The sequence below is a fragment of the Paramicrobacterium salitolerans genome (assembly GCF_051513965.1).
Taxonomy (GTDB): domain Bacteria; phylum Actinomycetota; class Actinomycetes; order Actinomycetales; family Microbacteriaceae; genus Paramicrobacterium.
This window is the reverse complement of record NZ_CP195847.1, coordinates 1,441,164-1,460,364: the sequence shown is the minus strand read 5'-3', so window position 1 is coordinate 1,460,364 and position 19,201 is coordinate 1,441,164. Positions and strand designations below refer to the sequence as shown.

Sequence of the window (19,201 nt, the reverse complement as noted above, 5' to 3'; positions counted from 1 at the left end):
TGAGTCACACGCCGGCGTGTGGCGGGCGACCACGAGGTGCGCAGGCGCACCCTTCGACCTTACTACGCGGCGGCCATGTCTTCGGCTAGAGCGAGCAGGGTTCGCACAGTTACGCCCGTTGCTCCCTTTGCGTTGTATCCGTACGGAGACGAGCCACTGTCGCCTGGCCCCGCGATGTCCAGGTGCACCCAGGAGATCTTCGTCTCCACATCCGGCCGCGACCCGATGAACTCGGACAGAAAATGCCCTGCGACGAGCATTCCTCCCTCTCGGCGCGCCATGTTCGAGTTCATGATGTCCGCCACGTCAGAATCCAGCACGCTCCGCAGTTCGGGCGAGAGCGGCATCCGCCACATCTTCTCGCCGATGCGGTCCGCGAGGCGAACGACCTCATCTGCGGATGCGTCATTGCCCATGACCCCTGTGTAGCGCGTTCCGAGAGCGACGACCGCGGCACCCGTGAGCGTGGCGACGTCCACGATCAGGTCAGGGTTCTCCTCGCTCGCAGCGACGAGCCCATCGGCCATCACGAGACGTCCCTCAGCATCAGTGTTCGTGACCTCCACCGTGCGGCCGCCGTACATCCGGAGCACATCTCCCGGGCGGGTCGCGCTTCCTGAGGGCATGTTCTCAGCCAGGCAGAGCCAGCTCGTGACACGCGTCTTCGTGCCGAGCCGTGCGGCGGCGATGACCGTCGCAAGTGCGCTGGCGGCGCCGAGCATGTCGTACTTCATTCCGAGCATTCCCGTTGCCGGCTTCAGAGAGAGCCCTCCCGTGTCGAACGTGATGCCTTTGCCGACGACGGCGACGTGTTTCTCCGCACCTTCGGGGGAGTACTCGAGCTTGACGAGTCGAGGTCCCCTGACGGAGCCGCGGCCGACGCCCAGGATTCCGCCGAATCCGTCCTTTTCGAGCTCGTCGTCGCCCCACACTGTCACGTCCACTGGCAAGCCGTCTGCCTCGCTCTTCGCACGTTCGACGAAGGACTGCGGGAACAGCTCCGACGCCGACGTATTGCCCAGATCCCGGACGAGGTGCACTGCGTCTGCCGTCACCCGGATCCGCTCGACCTCGGCTTCGTCGGGGGACGCGCCAAGGACCGAGACGTCCTGAACGGGCGACGTCTTAGCGCTGACGCCCTTCTCAGCGGTGTACGTGTATGCACCGAGCGCAGCGCCTTCCGCAGCGGCGACAGCGTGGTCGGCGTTCTCCAGTGAAAAGGCGATCAGCACGCTCGTGGTGCCGGCGAGCTGGCGCACTGCTGCACCCGCTGCGTTGCGAACCGTCTCTGGAGTGACCTCGTCGCCGAGTCCGACGATCGCCAACACGGGCGCGGCCGGGTGCGAGGACGGGAGCTTGACGAACGAGTCGGCTCTGCCCGACACGCCGAGCTCGGAGAGGGCTCCTTCGAAGGCACTGATCCCCTCCGCGGCGACGAGTACGGGCCCCTCAGCGGAGGTCCGGGCGCCAACCACGAGAACATCCGCGGCACGCGACGAGGGAAGTTCTGACATGAATTCAAGTGAAGACAAGCTCATGCTGTTCATGCTATCCGGCTCTCTGTTCGCTGAGGGCACCATGGGAGAGGCCGCGCAAGCGAGGTCGGCGCATAGCATTGAGGGTATGAGCAGCCCCCGCGACATCCTGACTATCACGGACTCGGCAGATGCCGTTCCCGAGGGTCTACCCCTCGTTATCGCGTTGACAGGATTCTCAGACGCCGGAGGCGCGATCGGCCAGGTGATCGCCTATCTTCGCGACAGTCTCGACTTCGAGGATGTCGCGGTCTTCGACAATGATGAGCTGCTCGACTATCGTGCTCGTCGCCCGATTATCCAATTTGATCATGACCACCTGAGCGACTACGAACCGCCGCGTCTTGCGATGTCTCTCGCTTATGACGAGCTTCACCGGCCGTTCCTCCTACTTACCGGATATGAGCCGGATTTCCGATGGGAAGCGTTCACACGCACGGTCATCTCGCTGGCGCAGAGGTTCCGCGTTGCACACACGACGTGGGTGCACGGCATCCCCATGCCTGTCCCTCACTCACGCCCGCTGGGGGCAACGGTGAGTGGCACTCGCGCAGACCTTATCGAGTCACTCTCCATCTGGCGTCCGCAGACTCAGGTACCCGCCAACGTCCTCCATCTTCTCGAGTTCGAGCTGCAGCGCCACGAGCTCGACGTCGCCGGCTTCGCCCTTCTCGTTCCCCACTATCTGACTGAAACGGAATATCCGGATGCCGCTCTCACGGCGCTCGAGCTGTACAGCGCTGCGACCGGACTCGTGTTCCCGAGTGACGAGCTGAGAGAAGAAGGACGCGCGTTCATCGCGAAGGTCGATGAGCAGGTTGCAGAGAACGGTGAGCTTCACAAGCTGGTCGCCTCTCTCGAAGCCCGCTATGACACCTACATGGAAGGCACAGAGCAGCGTTCCCCTCTCACCATGGATGAAGACGACCTCCCAACAGCCGACGACATCGCGGCTGAGCTGGAGCGTTACCTCGCCGGCCGCAGAGGGCACAAGCCCGGAGCCAGCGATTCCAGCCCCGATGAGTGACGGGGTAGCATTCCTTCGGTGAACTCCCGTCGTGCCTGGGCCGTCTTCACGGTCGGAGTCGCCGCGTATGTCGTGGCGATTCTCCAACGCAGCAGTCTCGGGGTTTCCGGCGTCGCAGCGGTCGAGCGATTCGACATCACAGCGGCTGCCCTCTCGTCGCTTGCAGTCGTGCAGCTCATCGTCTACGCCACGATGCAGATTCCCGTCGGCCTGCTCATCGACAGGTGGGGGCCGCGCCGACTTCTGATCATCGGTTTGATCCTCATCACCGTGGGTCAGGCGATCCTCGCGGTGGCCCCGGATCTCGCTGTTGCAGCCCTCGGGCGCATGCTCGTCGGAATCGGCGACGCAGGAATCTTCGTTTCCGTGCTCCGGCTCGTCAACTTCTGGTTCAGCGGCCCCATCGTTCCGCAGCTGAGTCAGTGGACAGGAAATATCGGGCAACTCGGGCAGGTCCTCTCAGCGGTCCCTTTCGCGTGGGTCCTGAACACATTCGGCTGGGAGCCGGCTTACCTCGCCGCAGCTGCGCTCGGCGTGCTGATGGTGATCGGGGTCATCATCTGCGTGAGCGACCGGCCGGACACCGATACGAGAACGGGGCCGCTGTACCGCACATGGGGGAGCTCCCTCGACATCCTTCTTGAATCGCTGAAGCGTCCCGGAACCCGTCTCGGCTTCTGGGCGCACTTCATCACGCAGTCAAGCGGCACAGTGTTCTCTCTCCTCTGGGGATATCCATTCATGGTTTACGCTCTCGGGATCTCCGAGACCGCAGCCGCAGCGCTCTTGCTGGTGATCGTGGCCTCCGGTGTCGTCTTCGGTCCGATTCTCGGCATCCTGACTGCGCGCTTCCCAACTCGTCGCAGCAATCTGGTGATCACCGTCGTCTTCGTGATGGGGGCTGCGTGGACGGCACTCCTTGCGTGGCCAGGTACCCCGCCCCTGTGGCTCCTCATCGTTCTTCTGGTCGCATTGGGAGTGGGCGGTCCAGGTTCGCTCATCGGCTTCGATTTCGCCCGAACCTTCAACCCGAGCCGGGCTCTCGGGTCGGCGAACGGCATCGTCAACGTCGGCGGATTCCTCGCAAGCTTCACGATGATGTTCGTCATCGGACTGGCTCTTGACCTTCTCGGGCCGGCGGGCGGAAGCCCAGAGCAGACCTACAGTCTGACGTCCTTCAAGATCGCGTTCCTCATCCAATACGTGGTCATCGGCGGGGGAGTCGTGATGCTGTTCCTCACTCGCCGAAAGACTCGAAGCCAGCTCGCTGAGGATGAGGGAATAAAAGTGGCCCCGCTGTGGGTTGCACTGGTCAGAAGATATCGCAGATGACACGCTGCAGCGGGGCATGTAAAGGCTCCGTGAATTCCATGACATAATGATGGAGTGGACCCATCGTGTCCCTGATCGCATCCTCGGAACGCGATCTCGGGGCTTGACATGGGTCTTAGTACTGTCCGAAATCGATCAACGTCGGTGATCACGCGCTCTGAGGGCGCGCCACGGACCGAAAGGGTGCTCGCATGGCAAGCAAGCCTGCACAGACAACGGACGCCACGACAGAGGCAGAGAAGACCAAGACCGCGGCAGCCGCCGCCAAGAAGAGCGCGCCGGCGAAGAAGAAGGCAGCCCCGGCGAAGTCGAAGAGCGCGGCGCCGAAGAAGACGACGCGGAGCAAGAAGGCCGCCGACGATCCCATCGCAGAAGCCATCGCGTCAGAAGACGTCGAGGCGACGGACGAGAGCGCGAAGAGCGAGAAGAAGTCGACGGCTAAGGATGAGCCGCTGCCCAAGGGAGCACTCGTTCTCTCTCAGGGTGACGACGACGACGAAGCGCCGGTCTACTCGACGATCATCACCGGCGCGACCGCGGATCCGGTCAAGGACTATCTGAAGCAGATCGGCAAGGTTCCGCTTCTGAACGCAGCCGAAGAGGTCGAACTGGCAATGCGCATCGAAGCCGGCCTGTTCGCCGAGGACAAGCTCAGTCAGATGAGTGAGGCCGAGAAGCGCCAGAAGCTCGGCCGTGAGCTCCAGTGGGTTGCTCGTGACGGACAGCGCGCAAAGAGCCACCTGCTGGGCGCGAACCTCCGTCTTGTGGTCTCACTGGCCAAGCGCTATACCGGTCGAGGTATGCAGTTCCTGGACCTCATCCAGGAGGGCAACCTCGGGCTCATCCGTGCGGTCGAGAAGTTCGACTACACGAAGGGCTTCAAGTTCTCGACCTACGCCACATGGTGGATCCGTCAGGCGATCACTCGTGCCATGGCAGATCAGGCGCGCACGATCCGTATCCCGGTCCACATGGTCGAAGTCATCAACAAGCTGGCTCGTGTGCAGCGTCAGATGCTTCAGGATCTCGGGCGCGAGCCCACCCCCGAAGAGCTCAGCAAGGAGCTCGACATGACGCCGGAAAAGGTCGTCGAGGTTCAGAAGTACGGCCGTGAGCCGATCTCGCTGCACACGCCCCTCGGTGAGGACGGCGACAGCGAGTTCGGCGACCTCATCGAGGATACCGAGGCTGTGGTTCCGGCGGATGCCGTCGGCTTTACGATGCTGCAGAAGCAGCTCGAGTCGCTCCTCGATTCGCTGTCGGAGCGTGAAGCTGGAGTCATTCGGATGCGCTTCGGCCTCGGAGACGGAATGCCGAAGACGCTTGACCAAATCGGTGACACGTTCGGCGTCACGCGGGAGCGGATCCGTCAGATCGAATCGAAGACGATGGCGAAGCTGCGTCACCCGAGCCGGTCGCAGTCCCTGCGGGACTACCTCGAGTAGGCCGCTGCCGCTCAGCACCCCTCCGTGGAAAGGATCGCGGCATGGCCGTAGAAGCTAACGAAGGCAAGTCACTCGAGACCGTCATCGATGACAAGTGTTTTCAGCGCATTCCGATCAAGACGAAGCTTGTCGGTCCCGATGACGACATCGTCGACGTGGTGACGACGTATGCCACTGAGCATCTGCAGGATGGCGACATCTTGTTCGTCACCGAGAAAATCGTGGCGATCACGCAAGGCAGGGCCTACCCGATCAGCGAGGTCAGGCCCCGACGTCTCGCGACGTTCCTCTCCAAGTACGTGACGAAGACCTCGTACGGCATCGGTCTGGGAATGCCCGAGACCATGGAGATGGCGTTGCGCGAGTGCGGAACGCCCCGGATTCTGTTCGCTGCAGCGGTATCCGTCATCTCAAAGCTGTTCGGCCGTACCGGTGACTTTTACCGCATCGCCGGTGAGAAGGCACGTGCGATCGACGGACCGACTCCGCATACGATCCCGCCCTACAACTCTCACGTGGTGCTGGGGCCGGAGCGCCCCGAGCAGGTCGCGGAGGAGTTGAAGCGAACACTCGGCGGGAAGGTCGACGTCATGATCGTGGACATCAACGATCTCGGGGGAAACATCCTCGGGAACACGCGGGGGCATGCCGAGAACGACCTGATGGTGCGCGTGCTCAAAGACAATCCCCTCGGCCAGAAGCACCAGAGCACCCCGCTCGGAATCATCCGGGAAGTGCGCTGAGCAGCAGAAGTGCTGAAGAGAGCCGGGAGACTTCACATGTCTCCCGGCTCTCTCTGTCTCAGAAGCCGATGATCTGCTGAAAGCGCGGGCGGCTTCCCGTGCGAATCCCCGTCACGCTCGGCTTGTTCTCGTACACACCGACTGCCCAGTTGCCTTCGATGAGGACCGGCCCGTCAGCGCTCATCACGATGTCCCAGCCGACGTACTTCACATCCGGAACGACGCGAGCCACCTCGTCGATGAACGGGTGGACGGTCTCCATCAGCGGAAGCTGGTACTCGGGGATCGAGACTCCAGATTCTGGATGCCGCTCGTGCACGTTGTTGTGCGAGTCGTACCCACGACCACGTGACTTCCCCTGGAGATCGAGCATCGTGTAGAACCCGCCGAACGTCTGCTGATCGCTGGCCTCTCCGCGCCCGAATTTCTGCGCCATCGACAGAATGTGCGTGGTCTCGCCGTCGAAGAACGTCGTCACTCGAGTCGTATTGGCCGTCCCAGGGCAGATCTCTGCAAGGACAGGATGCTGCACGACGTACTCCTCGAGGAGCGTCTGGCCTTCGTCGAGTAGCTGAGTCCTGAAAGCATCCCAGTCGTCGATCTCGCTCGCGATGTGCCGGTGCACACCGTGCCCGGAATTGCTGAACGGCACTTTGCCCATGACGGTCCCCGCCGTCTGAACGAACTCGCGCACGTCATCGACGCTTGCCTCACGCACATCGAGCCAGCGTCGCTTGAGGAAGCGATCGAAGACCTTATTGAACTCGATCTTGTCCTGGAAGATGCCGCGAGACGCTGGCGCATCATGCTCCATGGCGAGGTGGTTGGAGATCGAGTGCGTCATGAAGGTGTCGCGTTCGGCGCGCGAGAGGATCGCGTAGTCCCAGTCGACGTAGTCCTGAAACGCCGTGTCGCGGAAGACGGCAGACCACAGCATGTCGGCGACGATCACCGGAGTCGGCTTGTCGTGCTGCGCCGAGACTTCCTTCGCCCGTTCGAGCACCGAGCCTGCGTCGAAGCGGCGAGCTCGATTCTTGAGGTATTCGAGACGAATTTTGAGACGGTTGCCCTTCGGCATATCGCAGTGCTCTCCTGCCTGTCGCTATCGTGAACACCCAATTATAGGAGGCTCCTCCTGAGGAGGCAGTCTGTGGAGGCGCGTTAGACTGACATGTCGTCAACGCTAGGGAGGACCGTGGTTCCGTCGCCGATCAGCACCTGCACTGCGGGGCAGCGCATACTCACGATCTCGGCGGAGCAGAAATCACGATTGGATGCCGCGATCGACGGCGATTCCGCTGCCGCAGCCGCGTTTGACACTGCGCTTTCGACCGATCCAGTGCTCCTCGACGTCGAGGTTCTCTCCACCAAGAGGGTGCGAGCGGGAGCCGGAGTGTCGTATGGCCACACCTACCGAACGAGCCGTCCGACGACGCTCGCGCGGGTTGCGATCGGCTACGGGCACGGAATGCCGCGAAAAGCTGGGAACCTCGTCTCCGTCGCATGGGTTCCGCACGATGGCGAGCCGGTCAGGCTTCCAATCGTCGGTCGCGTCGCGATGGATGAGTTCGTCGTGGACGCAGACGATGTCGCTGTTCAGCCTGGAGCCTTCATGCGCGTGTTCGGCGATGCTCGCCGCGGGGCGCCTTCCCTCCTAGAGTGGGCAGGTCTGCTCGGCGAGATGCCCGTTGCGATCGTCGCTTGCTTGGATTCCCGCGTGGAACGGAGAATTCGATGACCACCGGCCTGCCTCAGCTCACCGCCACGATATCCCGCTGCGCTCTCGTGGAGAATGCCCGACACATCGCTGCACGTGTCGCGCCTTCTCAACTCGCGATCGTCGTGAAAGACGATGCGTACGCTCACGGCCTGACCCCCGTCGTCTCGACCCTCGCTGCGGCTGGCTTCCATCATTTCGGCGCGCTCGACATGGCGACCGCACGTCGAGTTCGTGAGATCGATGCCGAAGCAATGATCTTCACGTGGGTCTTCGGCGCAGACGACGATCTGCGCGAAGCTGTGGACGCTGAGCTCGATCTCGGTGTTTCCTACCCTGAGATCCTCGAGAGAGTCAGCGCTGCCGCACGTGCAGCGGAGCGCACAGCGCGCGTCCACCTCAAGATCGACACTGGACTGCATCGTGCGGGCGTCACAGCGGACGAATGGCCGGCATTCGTCAACCGTGCCGCGGAGCTGGAGAAGCACGGCGATCTCGAGGTCGTCGGAATGTGGACTCATATCTCTGAGGCCTCGTTCGAAACGGACAGCGAGTCCATCGCACGCTTCACGGATGCTGTGGATATCGCCCGACGGGCCGGCCTTTCGCCACAGATACGCCATCTCGCCGCAAGCGCGGCTTCCTATGAACGCGAGGATGCCCGTTTCGACATGGTCCGCGTAGGAGCTTTCGTGTACGGGATCGCACCTGGTGACGGCGTCGGTCCCGAGCACTTGGGCCTCACGCCCGCGCTCACACTGTCGACACGGGTCACGGCCGTGCACGAGCACGATGGTCGCCGACTAGCCGCCATTCCTGTCGGTCAAGTTCACGGGCTCTATGCGGAGGCGGCGGGCGCAGTTTCAGTGTCCGTCCGCGGTCGAGCATGCATGATCGACTCTGTCGAGGCGGGCCTCGCCTGGCTGAATGTCAGCGCGGTAGACGCAGTGGTGGGTGACAACGCCTATCTCTTCGGGGACGGCTCACATGGCGAGGCCACTCTGCAGGTCTGGGCAGACGCGATGAACTCAATCGGGGAGGAACTTGTGATCCGCCTTGCTCGCCGCTCAGAGCACCGCTATGTGAGCTGACTGCGACGCAGGGCCTCGGTTAAATGCAGAAGCGGTGGATGCTTCGGCATCCACCGCCTCTCACGACTCCGGTCAGGAGCGGGTGTCTTCGAGAAGCCGATCTGACTCGTCGTGCCAGCTCTGGGCGACTGCCATGAGCTTCTCTTCGTACTTCTTACCGTGATGGGCGCAGAACAGAAGTTCTCCGTTGTTCACGACAGCTCGGATATATGCTTGTGCTCCGCAGCTGTCGCATCGATCCGCCGCGGTCAGCTGGGGCTGAACGGCGTCGACAGTCTGTGTACCGGTGTGCGACATGAGCTCCTCCTGACCTCACGGAGCGCCCTTTGCGCCCCTGTGTCTCAATGTAACCACGGGCCGGCTGAATACCTTCCGAGCGCGCGGCGAGTTCGCTCAGCGCGTAGCTTCGCGCCCACCGTCGCGAGTTCGAGTGTCGATGTCCTGGAGTGTCAGCTGGCCCAACTAATGTTGGACTTGTGAGTTCTGACTATTCCGCGCGTCATCTCTCGGTCCTCGAGGGGCTGGAGGCTGTGCGCAAGCGCCCCGGCATGTACATCGGTTCGAACGGCTCACGGGGTCTCATGCACTGCCTGTGGGAGATCATCGACAACTCGGTGGACGAGGCGCTTGCCGGATACGGCGATCACATCGAGATCGTCTTGCGACCGGACGACAGCGTCGAGGTGGTAGACCATGCACGCGGCATCCCCGTTGATGTCGAACCGAAGACGGGGCTGTCCGGCGTCGAGGTCGTCTTCACGAAGCTCCATGCCGGAGGCAAGTTCGGAACCGGTTCGTACGCTTCCTCAGGCGGTCTGCACGGGGTCGGCGCCTCGGTGGTCAATGCGCTCTCAGAGCGGCTCGACGTCGAGGTGGACCGTGATGGCAAGACCTGGGCGATGTCCTTCAGGCGAGGGGAGCCCGGAGTCTTCGATGACGGAAACAACGAGCCGAGTCCTGATGCACCGTTCACCCCGTTCAAAAAGCAGAGCGAACTCCGAGTCGTTGGAAAGGTCAAGAAGGGCGTCTCCGGCTCCCGCATCCGATACTGGGCTGACCGCCAGATCTTTGAGAAGGCTGCCACTTTCAACGTTGATGATCTCGAATCTCGCGCAAGACAGACCGCGTTCCTCGTTCCCGGTCTGACCATTCGCATCGACGACAAGAGAGCCGAGGATGCCTCTCCCGCGGACGTCACCCAGACCGAGTACAGGTACGACGGCGGAATCTCCGAGTTTGTCGAATACCTCGCCCCGGACACCCACGTGACCGATGTGTGGCGGATTACCGGGACCGGCACGTTCACCGAGACCGTCCCCACGCTCCAGGCCGATGGCGCGATGAAGTCGACGGAGATGGAGCGCACGTGTGAAGTCGATCTCGCGCTGCGCTGGGGTACCGGGTACGACGCCACTGTACGTTCATTCGTCAACATCATCGCAACCCCGAAAGGCGGAACGCACCAGACCGGTTTCGAGCAGGGCCTCCTCAAGTTCTTCCGCAAGGAGATCGAGAAGAACTCGCGACGGCTGAAGCCCGGAAACAACAAGGTTGAGAAGGACGACGTTCTCGCCGGACTCACCGCTGTCCTCAATGTTCGGCTTCCGGAGCCGCAGTTCGAGGGTCAGACGAAGGAAGTCCTCGGCACTCCGGCGGCGCGGACGATCGTCTCGAAGGTCATCGGGGATGCTCTCTCCGAGCGCTTCTCGTCGACGAAGCGCGATGACAAGACGCAGTGCGCTCTTCTCCTCGACAAAGTCGTCGCGGAGATGAAGTCTCGTGTGTCCGCTCGTGCGCACAAGGAGACCCAGCGACGGAAGAACGCGCTGGAGAACTCGACGCTGCCGGCCAAGCTGGTCGACTGTCGGTCGAGCGACGTCTCGCAGAGCGAGCTGTTCATCGTCGAGGGCGATTCTGCCTTGGGCACTGCGAAGCTTGCGCGCGACAGCAGTTATCAGGCGCTTCTTCCCATTCGGGGCAAGATCCTCAACGTGCAGAAGGCATCGGTCAGCGACATGCTTTCGAACGCGGAGTGCGCGGCGATCATTCAGGTTCTCGGGGCAGGCTCCGGGCGTTCATTCGACTTGGATACCGCGCGCTACGGCAAGGTCATCCTCATGAGCGATGCTGACGTGGACGGCGCGCACATTCGAATGCTTCTGCTCACTCTGTTCTTCCGATACATGAGACCGATGATCGAAGCCGGACGTGTCTATGCGGCAGTACCACCGCTGCACCGTATCGTCCAGATCAACTCGGGCTCCAAGCCGAACGATGTTATTTACACGTACTCCGAGCAGGAGCTCCAAGGAGTGCTGACCGCTCTCGAACGAGGGAGGAAGCGCTACAAGGAACCGATTCAGCGGTATAAGGGTCTCGGCGAGATGGATGCCGATCAGCTCGCCGAGACGACGATGGATCGACGTCATCGGACGCTCCGACGGGTACGCGTGGAGGATGCCGAGGCTGCAGGGCAGATCTTCGAACTGCTCATGGGGTCAGATGTCCCGCCGCGCAAGGAGTTCATCATCGATAACTCCGATGCACTCAGCCAGGAGCGTATCGACGCCTGACGCGGCTACTCATGTGCAACCGAGTCGGTGCGAGATCTGTGCCGTGTCGAACCGACTGATACCTTCTCAGATGCGGTGGCCGAGTGCGGCGACGGCACCGTCGAGCGCCTCGCCGGAGGCATCCCTCTTCGCGCCAGCCTGGGGAAGCACGCGTGGGGTTCCGTCGGCAGCGACTGCGAAGACAGGCGCTGGTCCGACCCATGCCAGGGAGAGCGCGTCTTCTCCCTTCAGCAGACGCTGAGCTCGAACACCGCCTGTTGCGCGTCCCTTGGCGGGGAAGTCGTCGAGGAACGAGACCTTGGCGGATCCAGGATCTGTGCCGGTGAGAGTCGCCGAGCTCGTCGCCACCGTCGCAACCACTGCTCGTCCATCACGATCGTGGCCGACACCGAAGAAGATCGCCGACGCGTCGGCAGCCAGTTTGATGCCCGCGACGCCGGAGGCAGTTCGGCCTTGAGGCCGCACTGCGGCTGCAGAGTAGGTGAGCAGACTGGTGTCAGATGAGATGAAGACGAGCTGGTCCTCGTCGGTGGCCAGAGCCGCGCCGACAACCGAGTCACCGTCTTTCAACGTGATCACCTCGAAGTCTGGTTTGTTGGGCCATGATCCCATCTGAAGACGCTTCACTACCCCGCGTGCTGTTCCGAGCGCGAGTGTGCGCGCCTCGTCAAGGTGGAAGATCGTCAGAACCCGCTCAGATCGGTCGGTCAAGGCCAGATAATCGGAGATCTTCACTCCGGCTCGCATCTGCACGCTTGAGGCAGGCACTGATGGCAGATCCACCGGTGTGAAGCGGACCAAACGTCCCCTATTCGTCACCGCGGCCAACGCGCTGCGGGTCGTTGTATCGAGAGAAACGAGGATCGCGTCGTGCTTGCTTCGACGGTTGGGGTGTGCAATCTCGCTGTCATCTGACAGGTCGACGCGGACCGCGCGGCCAGTGGCGCTGATGTACACGCGGCACGGGGTGTCCTGAATCTCAAGGACCGGGGCGCCTTTCTTGGCTTTCCCGCCCGCCTTCGCGATGCTGGGCTTCGCCTCAGTGAGCAGGGTTCTTCTCGGTGTGCCGAACTTCTCTGCTGCGTCATCGAGCTCCGCAGAAACCTGAGCGCGCAGCAGCGCATCTGAGCCAAGAAGCTCCTCAAGGTACGCGATCTCTTTCAGCAGGTCGTCGCGCTCCGTCTCGAGCTCGATACGAGAGAACTTCGTAAGTCGACGCAGGCGGAGCTCGAGGATGTACTCGGCCTGGAGCTGGCTGAGATCAAAAACCTCCATGAGGCGCGTCTTGGCCTGTTCGCTGTCATCGCTGCTGCGGATAACCTCGATCACCTCGTCGATGTCGAGAATCGCGATGAGCAATCCCTCGACGAGGTGAAGGCGGTCCTTGCGCTTCTGTAGGCGGTGGCGTGAGCGTCGTGTCACAACGACGATGCGGTGATTGACGTAGACCTCGAGGAGCTCCTTGAGGCCCATCGTTCGGGGACCGCCCTCGACGAGTGCGACGTTGTTGATGCTGAACGAGCTTTCCAGAGGCGTGTATCGATAGAGCTGTTCGAGCACCGCTTCCGGGCTGAAGCCGGTCTTCAGGCCGATAACCAAGCGCAGCCCGTTGGCACGATCTGTGAGGTCCGTGACGTCGGAGATGCCGCTGAGCTTCTTCGACTGAACGCCGTCCTTGATCTTCTCGATGACCTTCTCCGGGCCGACGAGATAGGGAAGCTCGGTGACGACAAGGCCGGTCTTACGAGCGGTGATGCTCTCGATGCTGACGCGTGCTCGTGTCTTGAACGCACCGCGTCCGGTCGCGTACGCGTCCTTGATGCCGTCGAGCCCGACGATGGTTCCCCCCGACGGAAGATCGGGTCCCGGGATGAAGTCCATCAGCTCCTCGAGGGTGGCATCCGGATTGTCGATCAGGTGCCGCGCCGCCCCGACGACCTCGATGAGGTTGTGCGGCGCCATATTCGTGGCCATGCCGACTGCGATGCCACTGGCACCATTGACGAGAAGGTTGGGAAAAGCCGCGGGGAGAACAGCCGGCTGGAGGAATTGGTTGTCGTAGTTGGGGACGAAGTCGACGACGTCCTCGTCGAGGTTCTCCGCGAGTGCCAGCGCGGCGGCGTGAAGTCGAGCTTCGGTATAGCGCGGCGCTGCGGGCCCATCGTCCAGGGAACCGAAATTGCCATGACCGTCTACGAGCGGGAGTCGCATCGTCCAAGGCTGTGCAAGTCGCACAAGCGCATCGTAGATCGCTGAATCGCCGTGCGGATGCAGCTTTCCCATCACTTCGCCGACAACACGCGCCGACTTGACATGACCTTTGTCTGGGCGCAGGCCCATCTCCGCCATCTGATAGATGATGCGACGCTGCACAGGCTTGAGGCCATCACGCGCATCGGGGAGAGCACGAGAGTAGATGACCGAATATGCGTATTCGAGGAACGAGCCTTGCATCTCCGAGGAAACATCGACGTCTTCGATGCGCTCTGCGATCTGTTCGGGCGGTGCGGGTTCTTTCGAGCGGGCCATTCGGTTTCTTCGAAATCTCTCTGGTGCTGTAGGGGGAGGCCGATCTTCACGAGTGTGGAAGACTGGCCACGATGTCCTCAATGTTACCGACGGCGCGGCCTCAGACTCGGAGCCTTGCCGTGCTCGCGCCGAATTGCCTCGACGCGCTGAGTGGGTCGACGGGTTCTCTGGGGCTTCAGCCCGTCCTTCACGTCATCGCTGTCATCGTGGACGGCCTGGGCGCGTCGAACTTGGGGGAGCGCGCAGGACATGCGCGGTTTCTCGCCGCTCACCGCCGGCGCCCGCTGATCGCCCCCGTTCCCTCGACCACCGCAGCGGCTCTCACCACAGCAATGACCGGCGCATTGCCCGGGCACCATGGTCTTGTCGGGTACGAGGTGCTCGACCCTGGCAGAGATCGTCTCGTCAATCAGCTACGGGGGTGGGACTCCCTGGAAAATGCGGACACGTGGCAGAGGTGCGCGACGGTCTTCGAGGACGCATCGCGGCTCAGCATCCGTCCATTTGCGGTTGGACCAAGCAAATTCGCTGGTTCAGGCTTCACCCAAGCGGTTCTCCGCGGGTCGCAGTATGTTCCCGCCGATTCCATCTCAGAGCGAGTGGATGCCGCGATACGGCTCAGCCGACAGCCGGAACCGACGTTCGTGTATCTCTACATTCCCGAGCTCGACAAGCTCGCTCACAAACACGGCTGGCAGAGCGATCGCTGGGTGACCGCTCTCGAAGACGTGGACGCTGAACTCGCGCGGCTCCACGAGGAGGCGCCGCCGCGGACGGGAGTGGTCGTCTCAGCGGACCACGGGATTCTTGATATCAGCGGGGAGGCGCAGATCCTCTACGACCAGGAGCCGAGCCTTCTGAACGGAGTACGGCACGTCGGCGGGGAGCCCCGCTTCCGTCAGCTCTATGTGGAACCCGGAGAATCTGTCGATGCGGTCGCCGAACGGTGGCGCGCCGTTGAATCGGAGCGAGCCTGGGTTGCGACCAAGGAGGAAGCAGTGAGCGCCGGATGGTTCGGGGAGGTGGATGCTGATGTGAGCCAACGCATCGGGGACGTCCTCATCGCAGCCCGAAAACGCGTGACGTACTACGACAGCACTCCCGCCAGCGCCCAATCGCGCCGGATGATCGGCCAGCATGGTTCGTTGACCGATGAGGAGATGCTCGTGCCTTTCATCCCCGTCGGAGCCTGGGCCTAGTCGTCGGAATCCGATCGAGCACCGAAGACGATCTCATCCCACGACGGCATCGATGCGCGCCCGCGCTTGCTGCGGCTGGCACTTCGCCGAGCGCCTGATTCGCCTTGGGACTTCTCCTCGTCCGAGGTCATGCTGCTGAAATCCAGCGGAGTGCTACCCGATACCGATTTGTCCGGCTCGCGCTCCGGTTCGGGCTCGGGGGTAGCCTCGCGCTGTCCGCGCCGCTTTCTCAGCGCCTCAAGGAGATCGGCCGTCTGATTCGACGGCGCGTTCTCCGAGGTGGACGCTCCGCGATTAACTGCCGCTCGCGACGCCGCGGACGGATGCCGGGGCGAGAGCGCGGCCGGCTCGAGCAGTGCGATGGTCTCCTTGCTGTCAGCGTCGTCAGGCTCAGCGAACTCGAACGCTCCGCTGTCGAAGCGCGAGTCATCGTGCGTCGGCACAGGTACAGGGGCATCATCTTCCACCGCACGCAGACGAGGCACCATGCCTCCGGGAAGGTCTCCCTGCTTCGAGAGCGTCACTGCCTCACGATTGACGGGCGAAAGAGTGTGCTTCTTCGGGTCATAGCTCCAGCGCGCGTCGTGGTCAATCGTGGCCGCCGTGAATGACAGCTTCACGATCCATCCGCCGCCCGGCTCCTTCCAGCTCGTCCAACGTTCACCGGAGGCCGAGAGTCCTTCCAAGCGAGCGGCGATCGCAGCTCCGAAAGTGGGTTCCTCTCCCGCGGGGAGGTCAACAGCTGCGAGTACTGGAACGCTCAGCGCGGCACCCACGATGTGTTCGCGTTCCGCGAGCACAGGCCCCTCGAAGCGCTTCACATACTCGATGCTCGCACCCGTCAGGTCGGCGACCTCTTCGGCAGACATACCAGCACGAATGTGCGCCTGAACGTCTCGCGGGCTCAGCCGACGTTCCTCGGTCTGCGTCTCACGCGGAGGCTTCAGGTGAGAGAGCAGGACCTCGTTGATGACAATTCGAAAACGCTCGCCGTGCTCCGTCGCAGCGACGAGGGCGCCGTCCTCGACTCCGATAACCTTCAGATCTTGCATGAGCAAACGCCTTTCCGGCTCTTCTTGATACCGCTATCGTCACATGTACTTCCTTGATTTCCCGGGAATAACTCGGGCGTGCCGCGAGTTACGTCTACAACACAAATTCATCGAGCGGAAACCGGTTTGCTCTTTGGGATTCGATAGTGCAGACTGTGGCCGCCGATTTTGTTTGGCCATGAAAGCGAGAAGTGGAAAAGAATGGCAACGGATTACGACGCTCCCCGAAAGTCCGAGGAAGACTCCGATTCCATCGAGGCTCTCAAAGAGCGTGTACCTGACAAGATGTCGGGGACCGTTGACGTCGATGACGCCGACAACCCCGGTGGTTACGACCTGCCGGGTGCCGATCTCTCAGACGTCGATCTCGATGTCGTGGTTCTGCCTCCCCAGGCAGATGAATTCACGTGCGTGAGCTGCTTCATCGTGAAGCACCGCTCACAGCTTGATCACCAGGAAAAGCTGGGCCCGATCTGTGTGGAGTGCGCTTCCTGATCACTCAGCAGGATGCCCCGATACTGGCCGTCGCGACGAATTGATCGCGGCGGCCAATTTCTTTGCCTGTCGAGTGGACAGGAGCCAATACGGAGTCGGATCGTCTGGGTCCAGCACAGGGACGCGAACCACATCGGCAACCCCACCCCGGATGAGCAGCCACGCGCGTGAATTCAGATTCTGCCCTCTGGCGAGAAAAGCGTCGTGTCCTTCGATCGCCTCGGCTTCTCCGAGAAAGGCCAGCGAGATCCGGGCGCGACCAGCGCGGAGTTCACCGTCGAAAACGTCGATTGGCTGCGAAGACGCGATCCACAGACCGACGCTCCCCAGGTAGAGCACGATCCCGGTCACGGCACCGGCGAGCCAGGAGACCGGTTCGAGCACAAGCAGCGACGCGGGAATGACAAGAAGCAGCGCCCAAGGGATCCACAGGGCAGGCCACAAACGTTCGTGATATGTCGTCAATGTCCCTCATAACTCAGGTTTCTGGACTACTCTCGTCGTGTGACTGAAAGCGCAGACATCCCTATTATCGCGCCCCAGACTCCGAGCTACGCACATCCGACGGATGCCGGCGCTGACCTGACGGCCGCCGAATCGGTCACTCTCGGCCCGGGCGAGCGCGCTCTGGTCGGCACAGGCGTCTCGATCGCTCTGCCTGAGGGCTATGCTGCTTTCGCGGTTCCGCGAAGCGGGCTCGCCGCCAAGCACGGAATCACGATTGTGAACAGTCCTGGGACGATCGATGCCGGGTACCGAGGGGAGATTAAGATCATCCTCCTCAACACCGACAGAAGTGACACGTACCGGGTGAACGTCGGCGATCGGATCGCTCAACTCATCATCATGCCGGTCACCCAGGCACGATTCGTGCCAGTGGACACTCTGCCAGAGTCGTCCCGGGGCGAAGGCGGCTTCGGTTCGACGGGATACGACGCACTACGACGAGGAGCTCACTGACATCATGATTCTTAAGAAGAACTCGAAGAAGAAGCGCACGACAGATGACATCGTCGACGAGGTCGAGGAGACCAACGAGGACGAGCTTGAGACCGAGACGGACGAAGATCCGACAGCGAAGTCCTCTCCGTCGGATCGCGAGGAGAACGGTCCGTTCGACGAGTCGGAGGCGAACCCCGTTCGCCCCTACATCGACCTCGGCGGCGTCAAGGTACTTCCTCGTGAGGGCCTGAATCTTCGCCTCGAAGTCGAGGAGTCATCGAAGAGAATCGTTGCAGTAGGACTCGACTACGCCGACTCTACGCTCCAGGTTCAGCCTTTCGCCGCTCCGCGAAGCCGCGGTCTGTGGCACGAAACACGTGAGCAGATCCGCGAGCAGATTAGTAAGCAGGGCGGCAGCGTCGAAGAGATTGAGGGCCCGTTCGGCCCTGAGCTGCTCGCTCAGGTTCCCGTCGCCGCTCAGGAAAACGGAGCTAAGACTCGCGATGCCCGCTTCATCGGCGTCGATGGGCCACGATGGTTCCTTCGCGGTGTGGTCGCGGGAGCAGGCTCGAGATCTGGAGAAGCCAGCGAGAAGGTCGATGATCTGTTCCGGAGCCTTGTGGTCGTTCGGGGCGGCCAAGCGATGCCTCCCCGTGACCTCATTCCGCTCAAGATGCCGGAGCAGCCGGGACAGAGCAGCTAGATGAGCGATTCCCCGAACGACGATCAACCGTCGCTCGCAGACAGCGTCCGAAAGGCCGCCGCATCCTCGCCGTTGCGAAACCTCAGCGACCAAGAATCACTGAGTGCGAATGCTCTGCTCGGGGCGATGGGCGGCGTCCGGGGTATTCTCGAAGCTGTCCTGCCGGGACTGCTGTTCCTGGTGGTCTTCACCCTGAGCCAGGATCTTCTTCTCTCGATCGCCGCGGCCGGTGCCATCGGAGTGATATTCACTGTCGTGCGCATGATCCAGCGCCAGACGCTGATGCAGGCGGTGACGGGCCTCATCGGGATCGCGCTATCGGCCGCCCTCGCGTTGATCAACGACAAACCCGAAGATTACTATCTGCTCGGATTCTGGACGAACGGCGCCTACCTTGTCGCGCTGCTGGGATCAGTTCTCGTGCGATGGCCGTTCATCGGTCTTTTTGTCGCCCTCCTCACCGGAGAAGGCATGGGCTGGCGTCGGGAGCGACCGCTTCGCCGCATCTACGCTGGACTCACTCTGCTCTGGGCAGGGATGTTCGCCGCTCGACTCGCTGTCCAGCTCCCTCTGTATGCGGCAGGCAACGTCGAGGCCCTCGGCACTCTGCGTCTTCTCATGGGCATCCCTCTCTACGCACCGCTTCTGATCGTCACCTGGCTTGTGGTGTCGGCTCTCCGCCGGAGGCGTGGCGATTCGGGCTCGGCCGACGTCTCCTGATAGAGTTATCTCGACATCAAGATAAATTGGCGAGAGCGTGATCGCACTATTAGGTCCACCTTGCTAGCTGTCCGCGGCGTTGAGGGCCAGAATTGAGT

The 19,201-nt window shown here is 62.2% G+C and carries 18 protein-coding genes; 12 read left to right on the top strand and 6 right to left on the bottom strand.

Annotated elements, in window-relative coordinates; genetic code table 11:
* Nucleotides 1–62: 62 nt before the first annotated feature.
* Complete coding sequence (locus ACSAGD_RS06955; RefSeq protein ID WP_437584980.1) at nt 63–1,514, bottom strand: leucyl aminopeptidase; 1,452 nt, start codon at nt 1,512–1,514, stop codon at nt 63–65.
* A 109-nt stretch (nt 1,515–1,623) separates the two neighbouring features.
* Here ACSAGD_RS06955 and ACSAGD_RS06950 point away from each other — a divergent pair, with 109 nt between their 5' ends.
* The 4 genes from ACSAGD_RS06950 to ACSAGD_RS06935 all read left to right on the top strand — a co-directional run bounded on the left by ACSAGD_RS06950 (nt 1,624) and on the right by ACSAGD_RS06935 (nt 6,082).
* The gene (locus tag ACSAGD_RS06950) at nt 1,624–2,562 is read left to right on the top strand and encodes a proteasome assembly chaperone family protein (RefSeq protein ID WP_437584979.1); all 939 of its coding nucleotides are present in this window, start codon (nt 1,624–1,626) and stop codon (nt 2,560–2,562) included.
* Between the two features lie 18 nt (nt 2,563–2,580).
* Nucleotides 2,581–3,894, top strand: a complete 1,314-nt coding sequence (locus ACSAGD_RS06945) for an MFS transporter (RefSeq protein ID WP_437584978.1) — start codon at nt 2,581–2,583, stop codon at nt 3,892–3,894.
* A gap of 191 nt (nt 3,895–4,085) precedes the next feature.
* Nucleotides 4,086–5,339, top strand: a complete 1,254-nt coding sequence (locus ACSAGD_RS06940; protein ID WP_437584977.1) for an RNA polymerase sigma factor — start codon at nt 4,086–4,088, stop codon at nt 5,337–5,339.
* Nucleotides 5,340–5,380: 41 nt separating this feature from the next.
* Nucleotides 5,381–6,082: a coenzyme F420-0:L-glutamate ligase gene (locus tag ACSAGD_RS06935; protein ID WP_437584976.1), complete on the top strand. Its 702-nt coding sequence runs from the start codon at nt 5,381–5,383 to the stop codon at nt 6,080–6,082.
* 58 nt (nt 6,083–6,140) lie between these two features.
* Here the strand turns inward: ACSAGD_RS06935 and ACSAGD_RS06930 are convergent, their stop codons facing one another.
* Nucleotides 6,141–7,160, bottom strand: a complete 1,020-nt coding sequence (locus tag ACSAGD_RS06930) for a sugar-transfer associated ATP-grasp domain-containing protein (protein ID WP_437584975.1) — start codon at nt 7,158–7,160, stop codon at nt 6,141–6,143.
* Between the two features lie 117 nt (nt 7,161–7,277).
* On the opposite strand from ACSAGD_RS06930, the gene ACSAGD_RS06925 reads away from it, so the two are divergent.
* The gene (locus ACSAGD_RS06925; RefSeq protein ID WP_437584974.1) at nt 7,278–7,820 is read left to right on the top strand and encodes an alanine racemase C-terminal domain-containing protein; all 543 of its coding nucleotides are present in this window, start codon (nt 7,278–7,280) and stop codon (nt 7,818–7,820) included.
* Nucleotides 7,817–8,890 (top strand): alanine racemase, encoded by a 1,074-nt coding sequence (locus tag ACSAGD_RS06920; RefSeq protein WP_437584973.1) that lies wholly within the window; start codon nt 7,817–7,819, stop codon nt 8,888–8,890. Before ACSAGD_RS06925 ends, ACSAGD_RS06920 begins: the two co-directional genes overlap by 4 nt.
* 72 nt (nt 8,891–8,962) lie before the next feature.
* On the opposite strand, the gene ACSAGD_RS06915 is transcribed toward ACSAGD_RS06920, so the two are convergent.
* On the bottom strand, nt 8,963–9,187 hold the full coding sequence (locus tag ACSAGD_RS06915; RefSeq protein WP_437584972.1) for a DUF7455 domain-containing protein: 225 nt from the start codon (nt 9,185–9,187) through the stop codon (nt 8,963–8,965).
* A gap of 179 nt (nt 9,188–9,366) precedes the next feature.
* On the opposite strand from ACSAGD_RS06915, the gene ACSAGD_RS06910 reads away from it, so the two are divergent.
* The gene (locus tag ACSAGD_RS06910; RefSeq protein WP_437584971.1) at nt 9,367–11,463 is read left to right on the top strand and encodes a DNA gyrase/topoisomerase IV subunit B; all 2,097 of its coding nucleotides are present in this window, start codon (nt 9,367–9,369) and stop codon (nt 11,461–11,463) included.
* 66 nt (nt 11,464–11,529) lie between these two features.
* Here the strand turns inward: ACSAGD_RS06910 and ACSAGD_RS06905 are convergent, their stop codons facing one another.
* Nucleotides 11,530–13,992 carry a DNA gyrase/topoisomerase IV subunit A gene (locus ACSAGD_RS06905; protein WP_437584970.1) on the bottom strand — a complete coding sequence of 821 codons (2,463 nt, stop codon included), beginning with the start codon at nt 13,990–13,992 and terminating at the stop codon, nt 11,530–11,532.
* 119 nt (nt 13,993–14,111) lie between these two features.
* Between ACSAGD_RS06905 and ACSAGD_RS06900 the strand changes: the two genes are divergently transcribed.
* Nucleotides 14,112–15,191, top strand: coding sequence for an alkaline phosphatase family protein (locus tag ACSAGD_RS06900; RefSeq protein WP_437584969.1), 1,080 nt, complete (start codon nt 14,112–14,114; stop codon nt 15,189–15,191).
* Here ACSAGD_RS06900 and sepH read toward each other — a convergent pair.
* Nucleotides 15,188–16,243, bottom strand: a complete 1,056-nt coding sequence (gene sepH / locus ACSAGD_RS06895) for a septation protein SepH (RefSeq protein ID WP_437584968.1) — start codon at nt 16,241–16,243, stop codon at nt 15,188–15,190. The two genes, ACSAGD_RS06900 and sepH, sit on opposite strands and share 4 nt — an antisense overlap.
* Before the next feature lie 201 nt (nt 16,244–16,444).
* Here sepH and ACSAGD_RS06890 point away from each other — a divergent pair, with 201 nt between their 5' ends.
* Entirely contained in the window at nt 16,445–16,738 is a 294-nt protein-coding gene (locus ACSAGD_RS06890) for a DUF4193 domain-containing protein (RefSeq protein ID WP_437584967.1), read from the top strand.
* Here the strand turns inward: ACSAGD_RS06890 and ACSAGD_RS06885 are convergent, their stop codons facing one another.
* Nucleotides 16,739–17,203 (bottom strand): DUF3093 domain-containing protein, encoded by a 465-nt coding sequence (locus ACSAGD_RS06885; RefSeq protein WP_437584966.1) that lies wholly within the window; start codon nt 17,201–17,203, stop codon nt 16,739–16,741.
* Nucleotides 17,204–17,242: 39 nt separating this feature from the next.
* Between ACSAGD_RS06885 and dut the strand changes: the two genes are divergently transcribed.
* Genes dut through ACSAGD_RS06870 form a run of 3 tightly spaced genes read left to right on the top strand, consistent with a single transcriptional unit; the run spans nt 17,243 to nt 19,103 of the window.
* Complete coding sequence (gene dut, locus ACSAGD_RS06880) at nt 17,243–17,698, top strand: dUTP diphosphatase (RefSeq protein WP_437584965.1); 456 nt, start codon at nt 17,243–17,245, stop codon at nt 17,696–17,698.
* Between the two features lie 4 nt (nt 17,699–17,702).
* Nucleotides 17,703–18,383 carry a DUF3710 domain-containing protein gene (locus tag ACSAGD_RS06875; protein WP_437584964.1) on the top strand — a complete coding sequence of 227 codons (681 nt, stop codon included), beginning with the start codon at nt 17,703–17,705 and terminating at the stop codon, nt 18,381–18,383.
* The gene (locus tag ACSAGD_RS06870; protein ID WP_437584962.1) at nt 18,384–19,103 is read left to right on the top strand and encodes a DUF3159 domain-containing protein; all 720 of its coding nucleotides are present in this window, start codon (nt 18,384–18,386) and stop codon (nt 19,101–19,103) included.
* Nucleotides 19,104–19,201 lie beyond the last annotated feature (98 nt).

Excerpts from the sequence above, each read along its gene's own strand:
- ACSAGD_RS06950 (WP_437584979.1), top strand. The coding sequence starts at position 1,624 with ATGAGCAGCCCCCGCGACATCCTGACTATCACGGACTCGGCAGATGCC.
- ACSAGD_RS06875 (WP_437584964.1), top strand. The coding sequence starts at position 17,703 with ATGATTCTTAAGAAGAACTCGAAGAAGAAGCGCACGACAGATGACATC.
- sepH (WP_437584968.1), bottom strand. The coding sequence starts at position 16,243 with ATGCAAGATCTGAAGGTTATCGGAGTCGAGGACGGCGCCCTCGTCGCT.
- ACSAGD_RS06955 (WP_437584980.1), bottom strand. The coding sequence starts at position 1,514 with ATGTCAGAACTTCCCTCGTCGCGTGCCGCGGATGTTCTCGTGGTTGGC.
- ACSAGD_RS06940 (WP_437584977.1), top strand. The coding sequence starts at position 4,086 with ATGGCAAGCAAGCCTGCACAGACAACGGACGCCACGACAGAGGCAGAG.
- ACSAGD_RS06915 (WP_437584972.1), bottom strand. The coding sequence starts at position 9,187 with ATGTCGCACACCGGTACACAGACTGTCGACGCCGTTCAGCCCCAGCTG.
- ACSAGD_RS06870 (WP_437584962.1), top strand. The coding sequence starts at position 18,384 with ATGAGCGATTCCCCGAACGACGATCAACCGTCGCTCGCAGACAGCGTC.
- ACSAGD_RS06935 (WP_437584976.1), top strand. The coding sequence starts at position 5,381 with ATGGCCGTAGAAGCTAACGAAGGCAAGTCACTCGAGACCGTCATCGAT.
- ACSAGD_RS06930 (WP_437584975.1), bottom strand. The coding sequence starts at position 7,160 with ATGCCGAAGGGCAACCGTCTCAAAATTCGTCTCGAATACCTCAAGAAT.
- ACSAGD_RS06920 (WP_437584973.1), top strand. The coding sequence starts at position 7,817 with ATGACCACCGGCCTGCCTCAGCTCACCGCCACGATATCCCGCTGCGCT.
- ACSAGD_RS06905 (WP_437584970.1), bottom strand. The coding sequence starts at position 13,992 with ATGGCCCGCTCGAAAGAACCCGCACCGCCCGAACAGATCGCAGAGCGC.
- ACSAGD_RS06890 (WP_437584967.1), top strand. The coding sequence starts at position 16,445 with ATGGCAACGGATTACGACGCTCCCCGAAAGTCCGAGGAAGACTCCGAT.